At 72.6% G+C, this 19,151-nt stretch carries 20 protein-coding genes; 16 read left to right on the forward strand and 4 right to left on the reverse strand.

The features are described 5' to 3' along the window. Positions 1-58 precede the first annotated feature (58 nt). Complete coding sequence (locus tag J2S58_RS09315) at positions 59-637, forward strand: helix-turn-helix domain-containing protein (RefSeq protein ID WP_205258164.1); 579 nt, start codon at positions 59-61, stop codon at positions 635-637. An 18-nt stretch (positions 638-655) separates the two neighbouring features. Here the strand turns inward: J2S58_RS09315 and J2S58_RS09320 are convergent, their stop codons facing one another. After that, the gene (locus J2S58_RS09320; RefSeq protein WP_205258163.1) at positions 656-1,093 is read right to left on the reverse strand and encodes a DUF1707 SHOCT-like domain-containing protein; all 438 of its coding nucleotides are present in this window, start codon (positions 1,091-1,093) and stop codon (positions 656-658) included. 221 nt (positions 1,094-1,314) lie between these two features. On the opposite strand from J2S58_RS09320, the gene J2S58_RS09325 reads away from it, so the two are divergent. The 11 genes from J2S58_RS09325 to J2S58_RS09375 all read left to right on the forward strand — a co-directional run bounded on the left by J2S58_RS09325 (position 1,315) and on the right by J2S58_RS09375 (position 10,778). Further along, positions 1,315-2,583, forward strand: a complete 1,269-nt coding sequence (locus tag J2S58_RS09325; protein WP_205258162.1) for a M20/M25/M40 family metallo-hydrolase — start codon at positions 1,315-1,317, stop codon at positions 2,581-2,583. Continuing rightward, entirely contained in the window at positions 2,580-3,353 is a 774-nt protein-coding gene (locus J2S58_RS09330) for a FadR/GntR family transcriptional regulator (RefSeq protein WP_205258161.1), read from the forward strand. Before J2S58_RS09325 ends, J2S58_RS09330 begins: the two co-directional genes overlap by 4 nt. Next, positions 3,350-4,309 carry an ABC transporter permease gene (locus tag J2S58_RS09335; RefSeq protein ID WP_205258160.1) on the forward strand — a complete coding sequence of 320 codons (960 nt, stop codon included), beginning with the start codon at positions 3,350-3,352 and terminating at the stop codon, positions 4,307-4,309. The genes J2S58_RS09330 and J2S58_RS09335 overlap by 4 nt, the downstream gene beginning before the upstream one ends. After that, positions 4,306-5,193 (forward strand): ABC transporter permease, encoded by an 888-nt coding sequence (locus J2S58_RS09340; protein WP_205258159.1) that lies wholly within the window; start codon positions 4,306-4,308, stop codon positions 5,191-5,193. The genes J2S58_RS09335 and J2S58_RS09340 overlap by 4 nt, the downstream gene beginning before the upstream one ends. Further along, positions 5,190-6,194 (forward strand): ABC transporter ATP-binding protein, encoded by a 1,005-nt coding sequence (locus J2S58_RS09345; protein ID WP_205258158.1) that lies wholly within the window; start codon positions 5,190-5,192, stop codon positions 6,192-6,194. Before J2S58_RS09340 ends, J2S58_RS09345 begins: the two co-directional genes overlap by 4 nt. After that, positions 6,191-7,039 carry an ATP-binding cassette domain-containing protein gene (locus J2S58_RS09350; RefSeq protein ID WP_205258157.1) on the forward strand — a complete coding sequence of 283 codons (849 nt, stop codon included), beginning with the start codon at positions 6,191-6,193 and terminating at the stop codon, positions 7,037-7,039. The genes J2S58_RS09345 and J2S58_RS09350 overlap by 4 nt, the downstream gene beginning before the upstream one ends. A 38-nt stretch (positions 7,040-7,077) precedes the next feature. Further along, on the forward strand, positions 7,078-7,905 hold the full coding sequence (locus J2S58_RS09355; protein ID WP_205258156.1) for an alpha/beta fold hydrolase: 828 nt from the start codon (positions 7,078-7,080) through the stop codon (positions 7,903-7,905). 55 nt (positions 7,906-7,960) lie between these two features. After that, a complete protein-coding gene (locus tag J2S58_RS09360; protein ID WP_205258155.1) occupies positions 7,961-9,586 on the forward strand; it encodes an ABC transporter substrate-binding protein in 1,626 nt (541 codons plus the stop codon). A 48-nt stretch (positions 9,587-9,634) separates the two neighbouring features. Further along, positions 9,635-9,904, forward strand: a complete 270-nt coding sequence (locus J2S58_RS09365) for a DUF6457 domain-containing protein (protein ID WP_205258154.1) — start codon at positions 9,635-9,637, stop codon at positions 9,902-9,904. Further along, complete coding sequence (locus J2S58_RS09370; protein WP_205258153.1) at positions 9,901-10,185, forward strand: GlsB/YeaQ/YmgE family stress response membrane protein; 285 nt, start codon at positions 9,901-9,903, stop codon at positions 10,183-10,185. Before J2S58_RS09365 ends, J2S58_RS09370 begins: the two co-directional genes overlap by 4 nt. A gap of 62 nt (positions 10,186-10,247) precedes the next feature. Further along, a complete protein-coding gene (locus J2S58_RS09375) occupies positions 10,248-10,778 on the forward strand; it encodes a YbhB/YbcL family Raf kinase inhibitor-like protein (protein ID WP_205258152.1) in 531 nt (176 codons plus the stop codon). A gap of 64 nt (positions 10,779-10,842) precedes the next feature. Here the strand turns inward: J2S58_RS09375 and cphA are convergent, their stop codons facing one another. Continuing rightward, positions 10,843-13,608, reverse strand: coding sequence for a cyanophycin synthetase (gene cphA / locus J2S58_RS09380; protein ID WP_205258151.1), 2,766 nt, complete (start codon positions 13,606-13,608; stop codon positions 10,843-10,845). Positions 13,609-13,787: 179 nt separating this feature from the next. Then, a complete protein-coding gene (locus J2S58_RS09385; protein WP_205258150.1) occupies positions 13,788-14,774 on the reverse strand; it encodes a cyanophycinase in 987 nt (328 codons plus the stop codon). A 150-nt stretch (positions 14,775-14,924) separates the two neighbouring features. Here J2S58_RS09385 and J2S58_RS09390 point away from each other — a divergent pair, with 150 nt between their 5' ends. The 3 genes from J2S58_RS09390 to pssA all read left to right on the forward strand — a co-directional run bounded on the left by J2S58_RS09390 (position 14,925) and on the right by pssA (position 17,792). Continuing rightward, positions 14,925-15,989, forward strand: a complete 1,065-nt coding sequence (locus tag J2S58_RS09390; RefSeq protein WP_205258149.1) for an NADH:flavin oxidoreductase/NADH oxidase — start codon at positions 14,925-14,927, stop codon at positions 15,987-15,989. 139 nt (positions 15,990-16,128) lie between these two features. Continuing rightward, the gene (locus tag J2S58_RS09395) at positions 16,129-16,884 is read left to right on the forward strand and encodes a phosphatidylserine decarboxylase (RefSeq protein ID WP_205258197.1); all 756 of its coding nucleotides are present in this window, start codon (positions 16,129-16,131) and stop codon (positions 16,882-16,884) included. Further along, a complete protein-coding gene (pssA, locus tag J2S58_RS09400) occupies positions 16,884-17,792 on the forward strand; it encodes a CDP-diacylglycerol--serine O-phosphatidyltransferase (RefSeq protein ID WP_205258148.1) in 909 nt (302 codons plus the stop codon). The genes J2S58_RS09395 and pssA overlap by 1 nt, the downstream gene beginning before the upstream one ends. Positions 17,793-17,816: 24 nt before the next feature. Here the strand turns inward: pssA and J2S58_RS09405 are convergent, their stop codons facing one another. Continuing rightward, positions 17,817-18,107, reverse strand: coding sequence for a DUF3263 domain-containing protein (locus J2S58_RS09405; RefSeq protein WP_205258147.1), 291 nt, complete (start codon positions 18,105-18,107; stop codon positions 17,817-17,819). A gap of 474 nt (positions 18,108-18,581) precedes the next feature. Here J2S58_RS09405 and J2S58_RS09410 point away from each other — a divergent pair, with 474 nt between their 5' ends. Continuing rightward, on the forward strand, positions 18,582-19,142 hold the full coding sequence (locus J2S58_RS09410) for a DinB family protein (protein WP_205258146.1): 561 nt from the start codon (positions 18,582-18,584) through the stop codon (positions 19,140-19,142). The last annotated feature ends 9 nt before the right edge of the window (positions 19,143-19,151 follow it).

The following is a 19,151-nucleotide window of genomic DNA, read 5'->3' on the forward strand; positions in this document are numbered from 1 at the left end:
GTCCGCCAGAAGAGCAAGGATACTTGCCGTACTGGCAAGACAGGCGCAGGATGGGCCCATGGACGATGACCTGGACCAGATCCTGACCGCGGTGGGCCCCCGGCTGCGCGCGCTGCGTCTGCACCGCGAGCTCACCCTGGCCGATCTGTCGGCGGACACCGGGGTGTCGGTGAGCACCCTGTCCCGCCTGGAATCCGGTCAGCGCCGGGCCACCCTCGAACTGCTGCTCCCCCTGGCCAAGGCCTACGGGGTACCGCTGGACGAGCTGGTGGGCGCACCGGCCACCGGCGACCCGCGGATCCACCTGCGGCCGGTGCGCCGGCAGGGCCGCGTCTACGTCCCGCTCACCCGCCGACCCGGCGGCCTGCAGGCGTTCAAGCTGATCATCCCGCCGGAGGAGCGACCGTCGGACCTGTCCCTGCGCACCCACGAGGGCTACGAGTGGCTGTACGTGCTGAACGGCCGGCTGCGCCTGCTGCTGGGCGAGCAGGACCTGGTCCTGGAGACCGGCGAGGCCGCCGAGTTCGACACCCGCGAGCCGCACTGGCTGGGCGCGACCACGGCCGGGCCGGTCGAGGTGCTCTGCCTGTTCGGCCGCCAGGGCGAACGCGCCCACCTGCGCACCGGCGAAGGCTGACGGCCACGACGGACCGGGTCACCGACCGGGTATGCCCCCGCCGCCGCCGGGCATCCCACCGCCGTGCCCGCCGACCGGGACGGTGCCGGCCAGCAGCGACAGGATGATCATGAACACCAGCAGGAAGAGCAGCCAGGCCCCGATCCGGCTGCGGGTCAGCACGTCCTGCGCGGTCTCCGCCCGCCGCCAGGTGGCGGCCTGCACCTGCTCCCAGCGGTTGACGGTGGCCGCGTCGACGGGCGCGGCCCCCATCGCGGGCTCGTCCACCGGGAGATCGTCGACGAGCGCGGCCAGCTCGGTGCGGTACTGAGCGGCGTAGACGGCCCCCAGCCGGTCGTCGGCCTCGTCCAACGTCAGCATCCCCATGCCGACGGCCCGGTGCACCACCTGGCTGACGTACGCGCGGTCGGCGTCGGAGGCGCGCTGCGGGCGGGGCGGAACGGTCGAATCAGGCACGGGCGGTGATCCTCTCGGCGTGAGGGCGTCCCTGCCGTTTGTACCTGTCACACCTGAGTACCCCTTCTGGGCAGCACCGTCCGCGATCTCACGTCACTGTCCGTCGACACTTCGCCGTCGCGTGTTGCCAGTGTGTAAATGGCCTGGGCACTGGACGTTTTCTGTGGTGAGGTCTGCCCGTCAGACCTTTTCCCGAGACCATCGCCACGGAGGGACCGCCGGTGTTCGCGACGCAGATCCGGGACGCCGTGCTCGGCCGATCGGAGTGGGCCTTCGACTACCTGGAGCGCCTGGTCGCCGCACCCACCACGGCCGGTCGGGAGCAGGGCGGCCTGGACGTCTTCGCCGCCACCCTGGTCGAGCTGGGGTTCGCCGTGCAGGACATCCCGCTGGGCGACGTCGCCGGCGATCCGCGCGCGGGGGTCCCGGCCGGCCCCGCGCTGGACCGTTCGGTGTGCGTGGGCCGCCGGGGCATGGGAGCCGACGGCCCGTCGCTGCTGCTCAACGGGCACATGGACGTCGTCCCGGCGGAGTCCCCCGAGCTGTGGACCAGCCCGCCGTTCTTCCCGCAACGGCGGGACGGCCGGCTGTACGGCCGGGGTGCCGGCGACATGAAGTGCGGCTTCGCGATGGGCGCCCTGGCCGTGGCCGCGCTCGACGCGGTCGAGCCCGGTGCGATCAGCGGACCACTGAGCTTCCTGGCCGTGGTCGAGGAGGAGAACACCGGCAACGGGACGCTGGCCGCCGCACGGGCCGGGGTGCTCGCCGACGCCGTGCTGCTGCTCGAACCCACCGGGCTCGGCGTCATGCTCGCCGGCATCGGTGTGCTGTGGCTGGAGATCACGCTGACCGGCCGGGCGGCCCACGCCCAGGCCGCGCACCAGGCGGTCAACGCCGTCGATCTCGCCTACCAGGTCATCGACGCCCTCCGCGGCTGGCAGCAGTGGATCGGGGCGACCACCGACGATCCGGTGTTCGCCGGGGTGGAGAGTCCCTACAACCTGAACGTCGGCGGGCTGGACGCCGGGGACTGGACCTCCAGCGTGCCGGCCACCGCCCGACTGCGGGTCCGGGTGGGCTTCCCCCGCGCCTGGAGCCCCGAGGAGGCCGAGCGCCGCGCCGTCGAGGTGATCGAGCGGACCGCTGCCGCCGGAGCCTTTCCCGCACCGCCGACCGTCCGGTCCAGTGGGCTGCGGGCACCGGGGTATTCGTTGGCGCAGGGCCATCCGCTCGACGAGGCGGTGCGGGCTGCGCACGAACAGGCGCACGGCACGCGCCCGGACACCGTCGTCATGGGGAGCACCACCGACGCGCGTACGTACCTCAACCACTTCGGGGTGCCGGCGCTCTGCTACGGGCCGGACGCGGCGGGCATGCACGGGGTGGACGAGTCCGTCGGACTGCAGAGCATCGTGGACGGCGCGATCACCCTGGCCCACTTCCTGCGCACCTACTACCGGCCGGCCGGAGACGGGGCGGGTGGCTCGTGACCGACCATCCGGATCTGCTGCTGCCCGAGGCACTGCAGGCGCACCCGGACCCGCTGGGTCGACGGATCGCGGTGGCCGGCGCGGCCGATGCCGTGGTCGACCGGCTGGTGACCGCCGTCGCGCTGGGCATCTACGTGCCCGGTCAGCGTCTGCCCGCCGAACGCGATCTGGTGGGCATGCTCCAGGTCTCCCGGACCACCGTCCGCGAGGGTCTGCGCCGGATGGTCGAGGCCGGCTACCTGGAGGTGCGCCGGGGCCGCTCGGGCGGCTGGTTCGTGCTGTCGGGCTGGGGTCCACGCTCCGCGGAGATGGTGCAGCGGTCCATCTCCCCGGACTGGGAGCACTTCGAGGCGCTCTTCGACGCGCGTCGGCTGATCGAGGGCCTGATCGCCGACACCGCCGCCCGCCGGCGGCCCGCCGAGGCCCTGCCGGAGATGTTCCGGGCCGCCGCCGACTACCGGGCCGCCCCCGACCGGGAGGCCTCCCGCGCCGCCGACGCCCGGCTGCACCGGGCCGTCGCGCAGGCCTCCGGCAATGCGGTGCTCGTCGGCCTGAGCACCCAGATGCGGGCGCGGGTGACGTTGAACCTGGGCGCCGAGCCGTACACCGAGCAGGTGCGGGCCACGGCCGTCACCCAGCACGAGGACCTGGTGCAGGCCGTCGCCGACCAGGACGCGGAGCGGGCCCGCGCCATCGCCGCCGATCACTTCGGCCTGACCGAGAAGCTCATCCGGGATCTGCTGACCAAGGTCGGGAAGAACAGCACATGAGTCCCACCCTGAGGTTCGTCGTGCGACGGGTCGTCATCGTCATCCCCGTGCTGGTGGTGATGAGCGTGTTCGTCTTCCTCATCATCCGGCTCGTCCCCGGCGATCCGGCCCGCACCATGCTCGGCTTCCGGGCCACCGACGCCAACGTGGCCACCGTCCGCGCCCAGCTCGGACTGGACAGACCCCTGGTGTCGCAGTACTTCTCGTGGATCGGCGGCATACTGCACGGCGATCTGGGCCAGGACTTCATCAGCAAGGCCCCGCTGACCGAGCTGCTGGCGCAGCGACTCCCGGTCACCGTCGAGCTGGCCGTGCTGTCGATGGCGGTGGCGCTGCTGGTCGGTATCCCGCTGGGCATCCGGGCGGCGGTCCGCCGCGGGACGGTCGGCCGGGCCACCGACGGCTTCGTGGTGCTCGGGGTCAGCATCCCGGACTTCTGGCTCGGCATCATGCTCGTGCTGCTCTTCTCCGGGACGCTGGCCTGGCTGCCGCCGTCCGGGTACGTGCCGTTCACCCAGGATCCGATGGGCAACCTGCGGTACATGGTGCTGCCCGTCCTCACCCTGGCCGTCGGGGAGGCCGCCTACATCCTGCGCACCACCCGGGCCGCGATGGAGACCGTGCTGCACCAACCCTTCGTGGACTTCCTGCGGGCCAAGGGGGTGCGGGAGAGCCGGATCGTGTACCGGCACGCCCTGCGCAGTGCGGCCACCCCGATCGTGACGGTGGTCGGTGTCCAGTTCGGGGTGCTGCTCGGCGGCGCGATCATCATCGAGAACCTCTTCGCCCTCCCGGGTCTGGGCCGGCTCATCGTCACCTCGATCACCCAGCGGAACTACCCGGTGGTGCAGGCCGGCGTGCTCGTCGTCGCGGTGCTGTTCATCCTCGTCACCCTGGTCACCGATCTGCTCGTCGCCCTGATCGACCCGCGCGTCGCCGAACGGAGCAGTTCATGAGCACCCTCGTCCCGCTGCCCCCGGTCACCGGGACCCCGCCGACACCGGCGTCGGTCCGCCGCCGCCGGCGGCCACGCATCCGCGGCCGGGCCCGGGTCGGTGCCGTGCTGATCCTGCTGCTGGTGGCGGTCGCGCTGCTGGCGCCGCTGCTGGCCCCGCACGACCCGGAGAGCGTCGACGCCACCCAGGTTCTCGGCTCCCCGTCGTTCGCCCACCCGTTCGGCTCCGACGCCCTCGGGCGGGACGTGCTCAGCCGCGTGCTCTACGGCTTCCGGGTGAGCCTGGCCGTGGCCATCGGCTCGGTCGCGGTGGCCACCCTGTTCGCCGTGCCGCTCGGGCTGCTCGCCGGGTACTTCGGCGGTTGGGTGGACACGGTCATCTCCCGCCCGCTGGACATGGTGCTGGTGCTCCCGGCGCTGCTGCTCGCGGTCACCCTCATCGCCATCATCGGCCCGGGCAGCCTGGTCGCCGCGCTGGCCATCGCGATCATCTACCTGCCCATCCTGGCCCGGGTGATGCGGGCCGGGGCGCTGACCACCACCGCGCTGCCGTTCGTCGAGGGGGCGCGCGCCCGCGGCACCGGTCACCTGGCCACGATCACCCGGCACGTGCTGCCCAACTCGGTGGGTGCGCTGGTCGTCCAGGCCTCGGTGCTGGCCGGCTTCGCCATGCAGGTGGAGGCCGCGCTGAGCTACCTGGGCCTGGGCGCGCAACCGCCCACCCCGTCGCTCGGGCTGATGCTCGCCGACGGACGGGACGTCCTCGGCCAGGCGCCCTGGGTCGAGATCTACCCGGGCGTCGCCATCGCGCTCACCGTGCTGGCCCTGAACCTGCTGGGCGACGGCCTGCGCTCCGCCCTGGACCCGGACGGGGTGTCGGCATGAGCGCCCCCGCCCTGGAACTGACCGGGCTGACCGTCGACCTGCCCACCGGCCGCGGCCTGCTGCGCGCCGTCGACGGCGTGGACCTCGCGCTGGCGCCCGGCGAGATCGTCGGCCTGGTCGGCGAGAGCGGCTGCGGCAAGTCGACCCTGGCCCGCGCGGCCATGTCGCTGCTGCCGCGCTCGGCCGTGGTCACCGGCCAGGTGGTGCTCGACGGCACGCCGACGATCGGGCTCGACGCCGAGGCGCACCGTCGGCTGCGGGGTGACGCCATCGCGATGGTCACCCAGGATCCGGCCACCAGCCTGGACCCCACCGCCGGCATCGGCGAGCAGATCGCCGAGACCGTCCGCGCCCACCGCCCGGTCGGCCGCCGGGGAGCCAAGGAACTGGCCGTGCAGCAGCTGCACCAGGTCGGCATCACCGACGCCCGTGCCCGCTACGACGACCCCCCGCACCGGTTCTCCGGCGGCATGCGCCAGCGGGTGGTCATCGCCTGTGCGTTGATCAACGACCCGGCCGTGCTCATCGCCGACGAGCCGACCACCGCACTGGACGTCACCATCCAGGCCCAGGTCCTCGACCTGATCTCCGACCTGTGCGTGCAGCGGACCACCGCCGTCCTGCTGATCACGCACGACCTGGCCGTGGTCGCGCAGGTCTGCGACCGGGTGGCGGTCATGTACGCCGGGCAGATCATCGAGCTGGCCCCGGCCGCCGAGCTGTTCGCGCACCCCCGGCACCCCTACACCCGGGCCCTGCTCGCGGCCACCCCCGCGCCCGGGGTGGCGCGCGGCGAGCTGGCGGTCATCCCCGGCGAGGTCCCCGACCTGACCGCGCCCCCCGCCGGCTGCCGGTTCGCCGACCGCTGCCCGTCCCGGATGCCGGTGTGCGACACCGCACCTCCGGTGGTCCGGGTCGGATCGGACGAGGTCCGCTGCTGGCTGCACGCGCCGGGCCACCCGGATGCGGCGCCCACGCTGACGAAGGACGGTGTGCGATGAGCCCGCTGCTGCAGGTCACCGGGCTGGTCAAGGAGTACCGGGCCCCGCACGGCCTGTTCGGCTCGCGACCGGTGCGGGTGGTCGACGACGTCGACCTGACGGTCGACCGCGGCGAGACCCTCGGCCTGGTCGGCGAATCGGGCAGCGGGAAGACGACGGTGGCCCGGTGCGTGCTGGGGATGACGGCGCCGACCGCCGGCAGCATCACCTTCGACGGCACCGATGTGCTCTCGCTGGGCCGCCGGGCCCGCGCGGAGTTCCGGCGGCGGGTGCAGCCGGTGTTCCAGGACCCCTACGCGAGCCTGGACCCGCGGTGGACCATCGGCCGCAGCATCGCCGAGTCACTCGTCGCCCACCGGATCGGCACCCCGGCCGACCGGGAGCGCCGGGTCCGCGAGCTGCTCGGGCAGGTCGGTCTGCCCGCCTCGTCCGCGGACCGACGGCCCAGCCAGCTCTCCGGTGGGCAACGCCAGCGGGTCGGCATCGCCGCCGCGCTCGCCTCGGGCCCGGACCTCATCGTGGCCGACGAACCGGTCAGCGCGCTGGACGTCAGCGTCCAGGCGCAGGTGCTGAACCTGTTCGCCCAGCTGCAGCGCGATCTGGGCGTGGCCATCCTGTTCGTCTCGCACGACATGGGCGTCGTCGAGCACATCAGCGACCGGGTGACCGTGCTCTTCCACGGCACGGTGGTCGAGACCGCCCCGGCCGCACAGCTCTTCGCCGACCCGCAGCACGAGTACACCCGGGCCCTGCTCGCCGCCGTGCCCGTCCCCGACCCGGTCGGCGCCCGGATCCGTCGTGCCCGCCGGGCCGCACGGGCGGACCCCGCCGCCCTCGCACCCTGACCGATCTCCCCCCGAACCCCACCGAGCCGAAGGCCGTCATGACCGATACCACTCCCGCCCCCGCCCGCACCGAGATCACCGTCGACGGCGTCCGGCTGAACTACCGCCTGGAGGGCGAGGGCCCGCAGACCGTCGTGCTGATCAACGGTCTGGCCGACGACCTGGACACCTGGGCCTACCAGGTGCCGGATCTGCTGGCCGCCGGCTACCGGGTGCTCTCGTTCGACAACCGGGGCATCGGCGCCTCGGACACCCCGGCCGGCCCGTACACCACGGCCCGGATGGCCGCCGACGCCAAGGGTCTGGTCGACGCGCTGGGCCTCACCGACTTCCACCTGCTCGGTGTCTCGATGGGCGGGATGATCGCCCAGGAGTACGCGCTCGCGTACCCGCAGGACCTGGCCTCCCTCACGCTGGCCTGCACCTACGCCGCCCCGGGGCCGTTCTGCTCCCGCATGTTCGCCTTCTGGGGGGACCTGGCCCCGAAGCTGGGCGTGCCGTTCGTCATGCGCGACGTCTCCCTCTGGGCGTTCACCGTGCCGTTCTTCGAGGAGCGGACGGACGAGGCGGCCGAGTTCGAGGCCGGGATGGCGCAGCTGACCATGCCCGTGGAGGCCTACCTGGCCCAGCTCCACGCCATCCAGGTGCACGACACCACCGCACGGCTGGCCGAGATCACCGTGCCGACCCTGGTCCTCGCCGGGGAGGAGGACATCCTCATCCCGGTCCGACTCTCCCGCCGGCTGCACGAGGGGATCGCCGGATCGCAGTTCGTCACCGTCCCCGGTGGGCACGCCTCGCTCTGGGAGAGCCCGGAGCCGTTCAACGCCGCCGTGCTGGCGTTCCTCCAGTCCCGGCAGTCCTGAGCTCCAGCCCCAGCCCGTCCTCCCCGTTCCAGAGACCCCAGACCCGGAGACCCCGATGAAGCCCCAGCCCGCCCTCCTGCTCCCGCCCGGCACCTCCCTCTCCCGGCGCTCGCTGCTGCGCGGCGCCGGCCTGCTGGGGCTGGGCGCCCTGGCCGGTCCGGCGCTGGTCGCCTGCGGGTCCGGGGGGACCACCGCGTCCACGGGGGCCGCCGCCGGCAGCGGGTCCGGTACCCCCGGCGCCCCGACCGCGGGCGGCACCCTGCGGGCGGCGCTGACCGGGGAGCCGGACAGCCTCGACCCCGCCGTGTCCGCGGTCTACACCGGGGCCCAGGTGTACGACAACATCTTCAGCAAGCTCGTCGACCTGGACGCCGACGGCAACCTGGTGGGCGACCTGGCCACCAAGTGGACCGCCACGGACGACACCACCTGGGTGTTCGACCTGGCCACCGGAATCACCTGGCACAACGGTGAGACCTTCGGCCCCGCCGACGTCAAGTACACCTTCGAGCGCATCGCCGATCCGGCCACGGCCAGCGCCTACGCCCCGCTCTTCGCGGCGATCGAGAGCGTCGAGGTGACCGGGGACGCCCAGGTCACCTTCACCCTGTCGTCCACCTACGCGCCGTTCCTGACCAACCTGGCCAACAACGGCGAGATCATGAACGAGAAGGCCGTCACCGCAGCGGATCCCGCCCGCAACCCGGTGGGCACCGGGCCGTTCCAGTTCGTCGAATGGGTGCAGGGCGACCACCTCACGGTCAAGAAGTTCGACGGCTACTTCGACCAGGGACACCCGTTCCTGGACGGCGTGGAGTTCCGCTTCCTGCTCGTCGACCAGGGCCGCATCGACGCGCTGTCCGCCGGGGAGATCGACTGGATGGACGCGGTCCCACTGCAGCAGGTCGCCACCCTCACCCAGGACCCGCGGTTCACCCTGGTCACCAACCCGGTCTCCGGCATCCCGGACTTCCTGGCCATGAACACCACCAAGGCCCCCTTCGACAAGAAGGAGGTGCGGCAGGCCGTGGCCTGGGCGATCAACCGGTCCGACATCCGCGATCTGGCCTACTTCGGCACCGGGGAGGTCGGCGTGCAGGAGGTCCCCACCGGGTCGGTCTGGTACGACGGCCAGGACCCGTTCGCCGGCGCCCCCGACGTCGCGAAGGCCAAGGCGCTGCTGGCCACCGCCGGGTACCCCGACGGGCTGACCGTCAACTACCTGGGACTGCCGCAGTACCCGGAGCTGCTCAAGACCGGGCAGGTCGTCCGCGACCAGCTCAAGGAGATCGGCATCACCATGGAGATCGAGCAGGTGGACGTCTCCATCTGGTTCGACCGGTTCTCCTCCGGCGACTACGAGATCACCAGCGCGTACCAGGAGCGCACCATCGACCCGGACAACTTCTACTCCCTGGTCATCCGCTCGGGCGGCTCGGTGAACACCACGGGATACGCGAACCCCGAGGTGGACGCCATGATCGACGCCGCCGCGGCCGAGATCGACGAGGCGAAGCGCAAGGAGATGTACACCGCGATCCGCGCGGCGGTGGCCGAGGACGCCCCCATCACCTTCGTCCACTACGAGACGCTGAACTACCTGATGACCACCGCCGTCGTCGGCTCGACGATCACCCCCAGCCTCGAGCTCAACCTCGGTGACGTGGGGCTCACCGGCTGACGGCGCCACGGACGGCGCGTTCCCGTCCCCCGGCGCTACCGTTGAGCCATGAGCACCCTGGACGACTGGATCGCCGACGCCGAGAAGGCCCTGGACCTCACCCCCGGGTCGCTGCCGAAGGACCTGCGGGACGACCTGCTGGGCCTCACCCGGGACGTCGCGCACGGGGTGGCCCGGGTCGCGGCGCCGCTCACCTGCTACCTGGCCGGCCTGGCCGTCGCCCGCGGTGACGACCCGGCACAGGTCACCGCGACCCTGCGCGGGCTGGTCCCGGCGGAGCAGGCCGAGAGCGGGTCGGCGGAAGCGGGGCAGTCGTGAGCGTCATCGGCTGGATCGTCTTCGGCGCGCTGGCCGGGTGGGTGTCGTCGCTGATCGTCCGTGATCCCCGCCCGCGTGGCTGCCTGGCGAACATCGCCACCGGCATCATCGGCGCGGTGCTGGCCGGTCTCGTGTACCAGCTGTCCACCGGCCGGTCCTGGCAGTTCCGCTGGGACTGGCCGAGTTTCGGGGTCGCCGTGCTCGGGGCGCTGGCCCTGTCCCTGGTCGTCAGCCTGGTCGGCCGCAGTGGTCGCAACGGCCGGCGGAACATCCGCCGCTGACGTCCTCCCCCCGCCCATCCCGTCCCGCACATCCGTTCCCACCCCACCGATCTGGAGATCCCATGTCCCTGGAACGCCCCCTCGCCGCCGATCCGTACGAGCGCATGCCGGCGGTCGGCCGCTTCACCCTGACCAGCCAGGACGTCACCGACGGCGCCCCGATGGACAAGACGTTCGCCGCCGACGGCGGGAACACCTCGCCGCAGTTGAGCTGGAGCGGATTCCCGGCGGAGACGAAGAGCTTCGTCATCAGCTGCTACGACCCCGACGCCCCCACCCCGAGCGGGTACTGGCACTGGACGCTGGCCGATCTGCCCGTCTCGGTCACCGACGTCCCGCGCGGATTCGGCGACGGGTCCGGCGAACACCTGCCCGCGGGCGCGGTACAGCTCGAGTCCGACGGTGGCGCACCGGGTTTCGAGGGCGCCGGCCCGCCGCCCGGGGACCGCGCCCACCGCTACTACTTCGTGGTGCACGCCGTGGACACCGAGAAGCTGGGGGTGCAGGCCGGTGACACCCCGACCAAGGCGGCGTTCCTGCTCGCGTTCCACACCCTGGCCCGCGCGATCATCACGCCGACCTACCAGAACTGACCCACCCGGCACCCGGGTCGGGAGGACGCCGCCCTCCCGACCCGGGTCACCGGACGGACACGGCTCAGTTCTGCTCGTCCTTGGCCGCGCCGGCCTGGGCGACGTGCCCGAAAGCCTGCAACGCGTCCCACACCTCGCGGGCGCGGTCCACGCACAGCACGACCAGATCACCGGGATTGGCCTGGGCCACACCCGCCCGGGTGGCGTCGATCTCGTCCAGCACCGTCTCGATGTGCCGTACCCGACCGCCGCCGGCCTGCGCCTCCCGGGCGCCGAGTTCGATGAGCGCCGCGGTCTCGCCGGGCTTGCGCCCCCGCAACCGCTCGTCTTCCCGCACGATGATCGTGTCGAAGTGCCGGCCGGCCTCCCGGCCCAGGTCGATCATGTCCTGGTCGCGGCGGTCGCCGGCCGTCGCCACCACCCCGATCCGCTGGGGACGTTCCACCGTGGCCGGCACGTCGTCGAAGAACCGGTCCACGAAGTCACCCAACGCAGCCATCGCCGGGACGTTGTGGCAGTAGTCGACGATGACCTTGACGCCCTGCACCTCGGTCAGGTTCATGCGGCCGGGGGCCTGGTAGTACGACGGGGTGAAGGAGCGCAGCCCGGCGCGGATGTCGTGCAGCGGGGCGCCGGCGCAGTACGCCGCGGCGGCCGCGGCCATCGCGTTCTGCACGTTGAACATGGCCTTGCCGTTGAAGGTCGCCGGCAGCAGATGCGTGTAGGCCAGCGGCATCCGGCGCCGGCCGTGCACCAGCACGATGAGATCGCCGAGCTCGCCCCGCTCCAGGATGACGGCCTTGCCACCGCGCCGGCAGTGGTCGGTGATCATCCGGTTGTCCGGCTCGAGGGAGAACCACACCACCTCCCCCGAACAGGCCTTGCGCATCGCGGCGACGAGCTCGTCGTCGGCGTTGAGCACGGCGGAGCCGTTCTTGGGCACGGCCTCCACGATGACCTGCTTGACCTTGGCCAGCTGCTCGACGGTGTCGATGCCGCGCAGCCCGAGGTGGTCGGGGGCCACGTTGAGCACCACGGCGACGTCGTTGCGGCCGTAGCCCAGCCCCTCCCGCAGGATCCCACCGCGGGCGACCTCGAACACGGCGAAGTCCACCCGCGGGTTCTGCAGCACCATCCGCGCGGACTTCGGGCCCGACGCGTCGGACTTGATGATCAACCGGCCGTCGATGACGATGCCGTCGGTCGAGGTCATGCCGACCTTCTTGCCGATGGACTTGAAGATGCGGGCGATCATCCGGCTGCAGGTGGTCTTGCCGTTGGTGCCGGTCACCGCCACGATCGGGATGCGGGAACTGGTGCCCGGCGGGAACAGCAGGTCCACCACCGGCTTGGAGACGAACTGCGGTTCACCGATCGTCGGGTGGGTGTGCATCCGGAAGCCCGGGGCGGCGTTGACCTCGCAGATGCCACCGCCCGTCTCGCGGACGGGCTGGGTGATGTCCGGGCAGATGAAGTCGATGCCGGCGATGTCCAGGCCGACGACCCGGGCCGCCTCCTCGGCGATGTCCACGTTGTCCGGGTGGGCCTCGAAGGTGCGGTCGATGGAGATGCCGCCGGTCGACATGTTCGCCGTCAGTGCGAGTTTCACCGTCTCGCCCTTCGGCGGGACCTGGTCCATCTCGAAGCCCTGGGCCCGGACGAGGGCGACGGCACCGTCGGTGACCTCGATGCGGGTGAGCACCTTCTCGTGCCCCACCCCGCGGCGGGGGTCGGCGTTGGTCAGCTCGACGAGCTCGTCCACGGTGTGCGTGCCGTCGCCGATGACGTGGGCGGGGACGCGTTCGGCGATGGCGACCATGTTCCCGCCGACCACCAGCACGCGGTAGTCCCGGCCGGTGATGAACGCCTCGACCAGCACGTAGCCGCGGCGGGACTGGTCGTAGGCCTCCCCGAACGCCGCCCGGACCTCGTCCCCGTCGCGCAGGTTGATGGCCACACCGCGACCGTGGTTGCCGTCCAACGGCTTGACCACCACGGGGTAGCCGATGCGGCGGGCCGCGCGCACGGCGTCCTCCACCTCGCGCACCATGGCCGACCCGGGTACCGGGAGACCGGCCGAGGCCAGCAGCCGGTTGGTGAGCTCCTTGTCGGACGCGATGTCGACGGCCAGCGAGCTGGTGATCGAGGTCATCGTGGCCCGGATCCGCTGCTGGTTGACGCCCTGCCCGAGCTGCACCAGGGACGCGGAGTTCAGCCGCTGCCAGGGGATGTCGCGGGACATGGCCTCGTCCAGGATCGCCTGGGTGGACGGCCCGAAGGCCACCCGCTGGCTGGTCCGCAGGAAGGCCTCGTGCTCGGTGGCGAAGTCGAAGGGCTCCCCCTCGGCGCCCTGGTTCCCGGCCGCCTGACCGGTGGCGGCCTGGCCGACGGTGGCGGGGTCGACGACGAGGTCGTTGACCAGCCGCACCGCGAGCTGGCCGGCCAGCGAACCGACGGTCTCGTCGAGATAGCCGTAGATGACGTTGTAGACACCGGTGGCGCCGGTGGACCGGGTCTTTCCGCGGGTCATCTCGTGACCGGCGGTGCGCTGCAGCTCCAGGGCGACGTGCTCGACGACATGCCCCGCCCAGGTGCCCTCGATGAGCCGCTCGACGAACCCACCGTCGTGGCCGCGGGAGCACTGGTGGTCGTGCAGGCCGGGGAGGAGCCGGATCAGTTCGTCGGTGAAGCCGGGCAGGGTGTCGGTGGGGAACTGCTCGAGCCGGCCGATGTCCACGGTCAGGTGGACGGCCGGGCCGTAGCTGAAGTAGTTGGGCCCCCGGTAGATCCGTGTCTCCTGGATGGTCACGGCGAACAGCTTCTCGGACATCGGCTGCCTCTCGGGTCGAATGCTGGGGTCCACCACGGCGGACACGATCGACGGCCCGCCCACCCCGTCGGGGACGCGACACGATCGTGCGATTCTGCCCCGCCCGGACGGGGAACGCTCCCCCGGGCTCCGGACCGACCCGGCTGCCCCGACCGACTGCCCCGACCCGACGGCTCCGGTCAGCCGGCCGGGGCGGGCCGGCGGCGCAGCTCGGCGATGCCCACGTGGGCGCCCTCGGCGGCGATGCGGCGCGGGGAGGGCCGCATGCCCTCGGGGATGTCGGCCACCGTCGCGACCGTGGGCGCCGTGGAGGTGTCCGGCAGACCCGGCGCACTGACCAGGGTGCGGGTGGTCAGGTCGAAGACGGCACCACGGGGCAGGGTGTGCAGCTTGATCCCGGACAGCATCAGCGGCTGGGTGCCGGCGGCCGTGTAGGCGGTGGTGACCACCTCGCTGCCGTCCACGATCGTCACCACGCCGCGTCCCTTGACCTCCAGCAGGCCGGGGGCGCGCACGATGGCTGCGGTGTCCTCGTCGACGCCGATGCCCAGCTGGGCGGGGTTGGCGGCGACCAGGGCGAGCAGCCGGCCGAACCGGTTCCGCTGGGTGAAGTGCTGGTCGACGATGACCTCGCCGAGCAGACCGAGCCCCTGGGAGACCTGGCCGATGCGGAAGCGCGGGGTGGCCCCGCCGGTGCCGAACGAGACCATGTGCGAGGAGCAGATGCTGGCGCCGGCCGACGTCCCGGCGACCAGGGCCCCGCGCTCGTGCGCCGCCACGATGGCGTCGCCCAGTGGGGTGCCGACGACGACCGTGGCCAGCTTGGTCTGGTTGCCGCCCGTCATGAACACCGCGGTGGCGTCGTCCAAGGTGGCGACCAGCTCCGGCGAGGCGGCCTGCGCCCGGCTCTCCGGCCGGATGCCGACCACGTTCTCCACCCCGAGCGAGGAGAACAGCTGCAGGTAGGCGTGGGTGATCTCGTCGCCCAGCGAGGACGCGGTGGACAGCACGACGACGCGGGCACGGGGGCCACCGGCGAGTCGGACCACCTCGCGCAGGATGGTCATCTTGCCGACCTTGTCCTCGGCGCCGCCGATCGGCATGACGATCCCGGCGGCGGTCGACGCCGCGCTCTCGGGGGCCGGCTCGTGCGCAGCGTCGGTCATGCCACCCACCGTAACCGGGCCGGAACCGCCGTCCGGCCGCCGTCGGCCCCCTGGTCCGTGTCCTGCACCACCGGTGCGAGGCCGGTCCGGGTCACCGTGATCCCGGCCACTGCCCGGTAAGGCCGGCCTGCGGGCCACGTTGTCCCGGGCATGAGCAGACTCTTCACCCCGCTGACCCTGCGCGGGACGACCTTCCGCAACCGCGTGTGGGTGGCCCCGATGTGTCAGTACTCCTCGCGCGACGGCCACCCCACCGACTGGCACCTGGTGCACCTGGGCGGCCTGGCCCGCGGCGGCGCCGGTCTGGTCATCGCCGAGGCCACGGCAGTGTCGCCGGAGGGTCGGATCTCGCCGGCCGACGCGGGGATCTGGACCGACGAGCAGGCCCAGGACTACCGCCGGATCACCGCGTTCATCGCCGACCAGGGCGCGGTGCCGGGCATCCAGCTCGGCCACGCCGGCCGCAAGGCGTCCACCCGCATCCCGTGGGAGGGCAGCGGATCGGTCGACCCGGCCGACGGCGGCTGGGCGACGGTCGCGCCGTCCGCGCTGGCCTGGGGCGACTACGCCACCCCCCGCGAGCTGACCGCCGCGGAGATCGCCGGCGTGGTGGCCGACTTCGCGGCCGCGGCCCGCCGCGCGGTCGGCGCCGGGTTCCGGGTCGTCGAGGTGCACGCCGCCCACGGCTACCTGCTGCACCAGTTCCTCTCCCCGGTGTCCAACGTGCGCACCGATGCCTACGGCGGCGACCTGGCCGGGCGCAGCCGCGTCCTCGTCGAGGTGGTCGAGGCGGTCCGCGCGGCCGTGCCGGACGACGTGCCGCTGTTCGTCCGCTTCAGCGCCAGCGACTGGGTGGACGGAGGCCTGACCGTCGAGGAGGTCACCGCGGTGGCCGCCGATCTGGTGGGTCGGGGGGTGGACCTGTTCGACGTGTCCAGCGGCGGGAACCATCCCAACCAGCAGATCCCGGTGGGACCCGGCTACCAGGTGCCGCTGGCCCGGGCCCTGCGCGAAGGGACCGGTGCGCCGGTCGCCGCCGTCGGCCTGATCACCGAGCCCGCCCAGGCCGAGCAGGTGCTGGTGGACGGAGCCGCGGACGCCGTGCTGCTGGCCCGGGTGCTGCTGCGGGAGCCGTCCTGGCCGCAGCGCGCCGCGGCCGCCCTCCGCTCCGAGACGTACTGGGCGCCCCAGTACGAGCGGGGCCGGACCCGCTGAGCGTCGCCGGGCCGACCATTCGTGCCCGGTGACCGGCCGGACCTCCGCCGACCGCCCGGCGTCCTCCGATACCGTGACGGCGACCGCCACGGACGGCCCGGGCGGTCACGGCGAGAGGATCCCCCCAGCAGTGGCTGACATCGACCGCACGAAGACCCCCGCACCGGGATCCGGCGGTGGACACCTGCTCGGGTTGATCCGGCAGACCGTCCCACCGATCCACCCGGGCGGACGACCCATCGTGCTCGGCGCGCTGGGCGCCACCGTCACCGCCCGGCAGCTGTTGCGTGCGGTCGGCCTGAAGAAGGCCGGCGGTGTGGTCGGCCGGGTCGGCGCGGTGGCCACGGTCGCCTGCGCCGCGTTCTTCCGGGCCCCGGCCCGGGTCGCCCCCCGCGGTCAGGGCCTCGTCGTCGCCCCCGCGGACGGCCTGGTCTCGTTGATCGAGGAAGCCGTCCCCCCGGTTGAGCTGGGCCTGGATCCCACGCCCCGCCTCCGGGTGTCGGTGTTCCTGTCGATCTTCGACGTCCACGTGCAGCGCATCCCCGTCGACGGGGTCGTCACGAAGATCGCCTACCGACCGGGCAAGTTCCTGTCCGCCGACCTGGACAAGGCCTCCACCGACAACGAGCGGAACTCCGTCGTCATCGCGCCGACCTGGGGCGGGGAGCTGGTCGTCACCCAGATCGCCGGGCTGATCGCCCGCCGGATCGTGTGCCAGGCCGTCACCGGCGCGCCGGTGCTCACCGGCTCCACCTACGGGCTCATCCGCTTCGGGTCGCGGGTCGACACCTATCTCCCCGCGGGCAGCGAGCTGCGTGTCGAACTGGGCCAGCGCACGATCGGCGGCGAGACGGTGCTGGCCTCGTTGCCGGCGGCACCGTCCGGCGGGGTCTGATGACCGGCGTTCCGGGGGTCCGCTTCCTGCCGAACGCCATCACCGTGCTGGCGCTGTCCTCCGGGCTCACCTCGGTGGCGTTCGCGCTCCGGGGCCAGTGGTTCTTCGCCGTGACCGCGGTGGTCGCCGCGGCCATCTTCGACTCCCTCGACGGCCCGGCGGCCCGGCTGCTCAACTCCACCAGCCGGATCGGTGCCGAGCTGGACTCGCTGTCGGACTGCGTGTCCTTCGGCATGGCCCCCGCGCTGATCACCTACATCTGGCTGCTGGAGGACACCCCGGTCGGCTGGACGGCCTGCCTGGTCTTCGCCGTGTGCGCGGCGCTCCGGCTCGCCCGCTTCAACTCGCTGTTGGACGACGACAGCCCGAAACCCTGGGCGAAGGGCTTCTTCACCGGGGTGCCCACCCCGGCCGGCGGCCTGCTGGCCCTCATGCCGGTGCTGCTCTCCAACCGCCTCACCGGGCAGGGGCCGTGGAACAACCCGTGGGTGGTGTCCTTCTGGTTGGTGCTGGTCGGCGTGCTCATGGTGTCCCGGGTGCCGTCCATCGCGCTCAAGTCGGTGCGGGTGACCACCGAGTGGATCGTGCCGATGCTGGTGCTGCTGGTGGTGGCGGTGGCCGCGCTGGTCTACCAGCCGGAGATCGTCTTCTCCCTGGGCCTGCTCATCTACCTGCTGCACCTGCCGTACGCGGTGTGGAAGTTCCAGTACCTGAAGAACCACCCGGAACTGTGGGAGGGCCAGCGCTTCCGCAACCGCCGGACCCGCCGGCGAGTCCGGCTGTCCGTGCGCGCCCCGCGCCATCAGCGCGTCGCCGGCCGGTCGCCGGACGGCTCCCCGTTGCCGCCACAGCGGCGCCGCGGGGCGGCGGGTTCGCGCAATCCGGGCGCGCGGCGCCGATTGCGCTAGTGGACTGGGCCGACCGTCCCGGGCCTAGCTGTCGAAGCCGAGGAGTCGGGCCGAGCGGGTCTTGCGGCGGCTGGCCCGCACCCGGAGCAACCGGCGGACGAGCAGCGGATCGACGGCCAAGGCCGCCGGATTGTCGATGATCGCGTTGAGCACCTGGTAGTAACGCGTCGGGGAGAGGTCGAACCGCTCCTTGATGGCCTGCTCCTTCGGGCCGGCGAACTGCCACCACTGGCGTTCGAAGGCCAGGATGTCGCGGTCCCGCCGGTCCAGTCCGTCGCCGGATTCCTCCTGCGCTGCCGCGGCTGCGGTGTCCATCCCGGTGTTCCCCTCCCGCGGGGCAGCGCCCCCTGACATGCCCGACCCACCCGAATCACACACGTGTCATTCGGGCTGCGCCCATGACATCACGGACACCGATGGCCTGACCAGCGGCGCGCCCGGCCACCGGGACACTGCGAGACGTCCGTCGTATCAGGGTTCCCATCGGTCACAGCGGTCACAGCGGTCACAGATCGACCCCAGCACACAGACCGGAAGTCGATGGGCTCGGACGGGCCAGGTTCGGTGCCGTCGGCCAGAGATCCCATCGCAGCCGTAATCCGCCCGCGATCGGTGCAACCGCGGCGGGAGCGGGGCCGAGGGGTTCGGCCGGGCTGGCCCTGGCCGGCTGGAGCAGGTCCCCCCGACGAGGACATGCGTCATGAGTCCTGATCGACATGGGGTTCCCTGTCGGCGACGCCCGGCCCCGCACCCTTGCCCGTCCTGCCGCGGACGAGCACAGTCGTCCGGATGACCGACGTTCCCGAGCGTTGGACGGCGGCCACCGTCTACCCCGACATGTGGCTGGACCCTGCGGTGGACCCGCGCAACACGGACGGGGTCAGCCCGGACGGTGAGCTGCCGACCCTGCAGGACTACCTCAGCGATCACCGATCGACGCTGGCGATGAAGTGCGCGGGGCTCGATCCCCACCAGCTGGCTCGACGGTCCGTCCCGCCCTCGACGATGTCCCTGCTCGGCCTGGTCCGGCATCTCGCCGAGGTCGAACGGGACTGGCGGACGTGGGTGCGCCCGGATGTCGCCGAGCCACGGCTGTACGGCGGGGGCAACGGGGACTTCGACGGCGCCGTTCCAGAGCAGGCGGTGGTGGACGGGGCGTTCGCCGACCTGGCCCGCGAGCAGGCGGCCACCGACGCCCTGCTCGCCGCACACCCCGACCTGCACGAACGGGTCGGCCCGTCCGGTATCGCAGTCCGGGAGCTGTGGGTGCACCGGGTCGAGGAGTACGCCCGGCACAACGGGCACGCGGATCTGCTGCGGGAGTGCATCGACGGGCGGGTGGGTCAGTAGACGGCGCCT

The sequence above is a fragment of the Nakamurella flavida genome (genome assembly GCF_030811475.1).
GTDB lineage: Bacteria > Actinomycetota > Actinomycetes > Mycobacteriales > Nakamurellaceae > Nakamurella > Nakamurella flavida.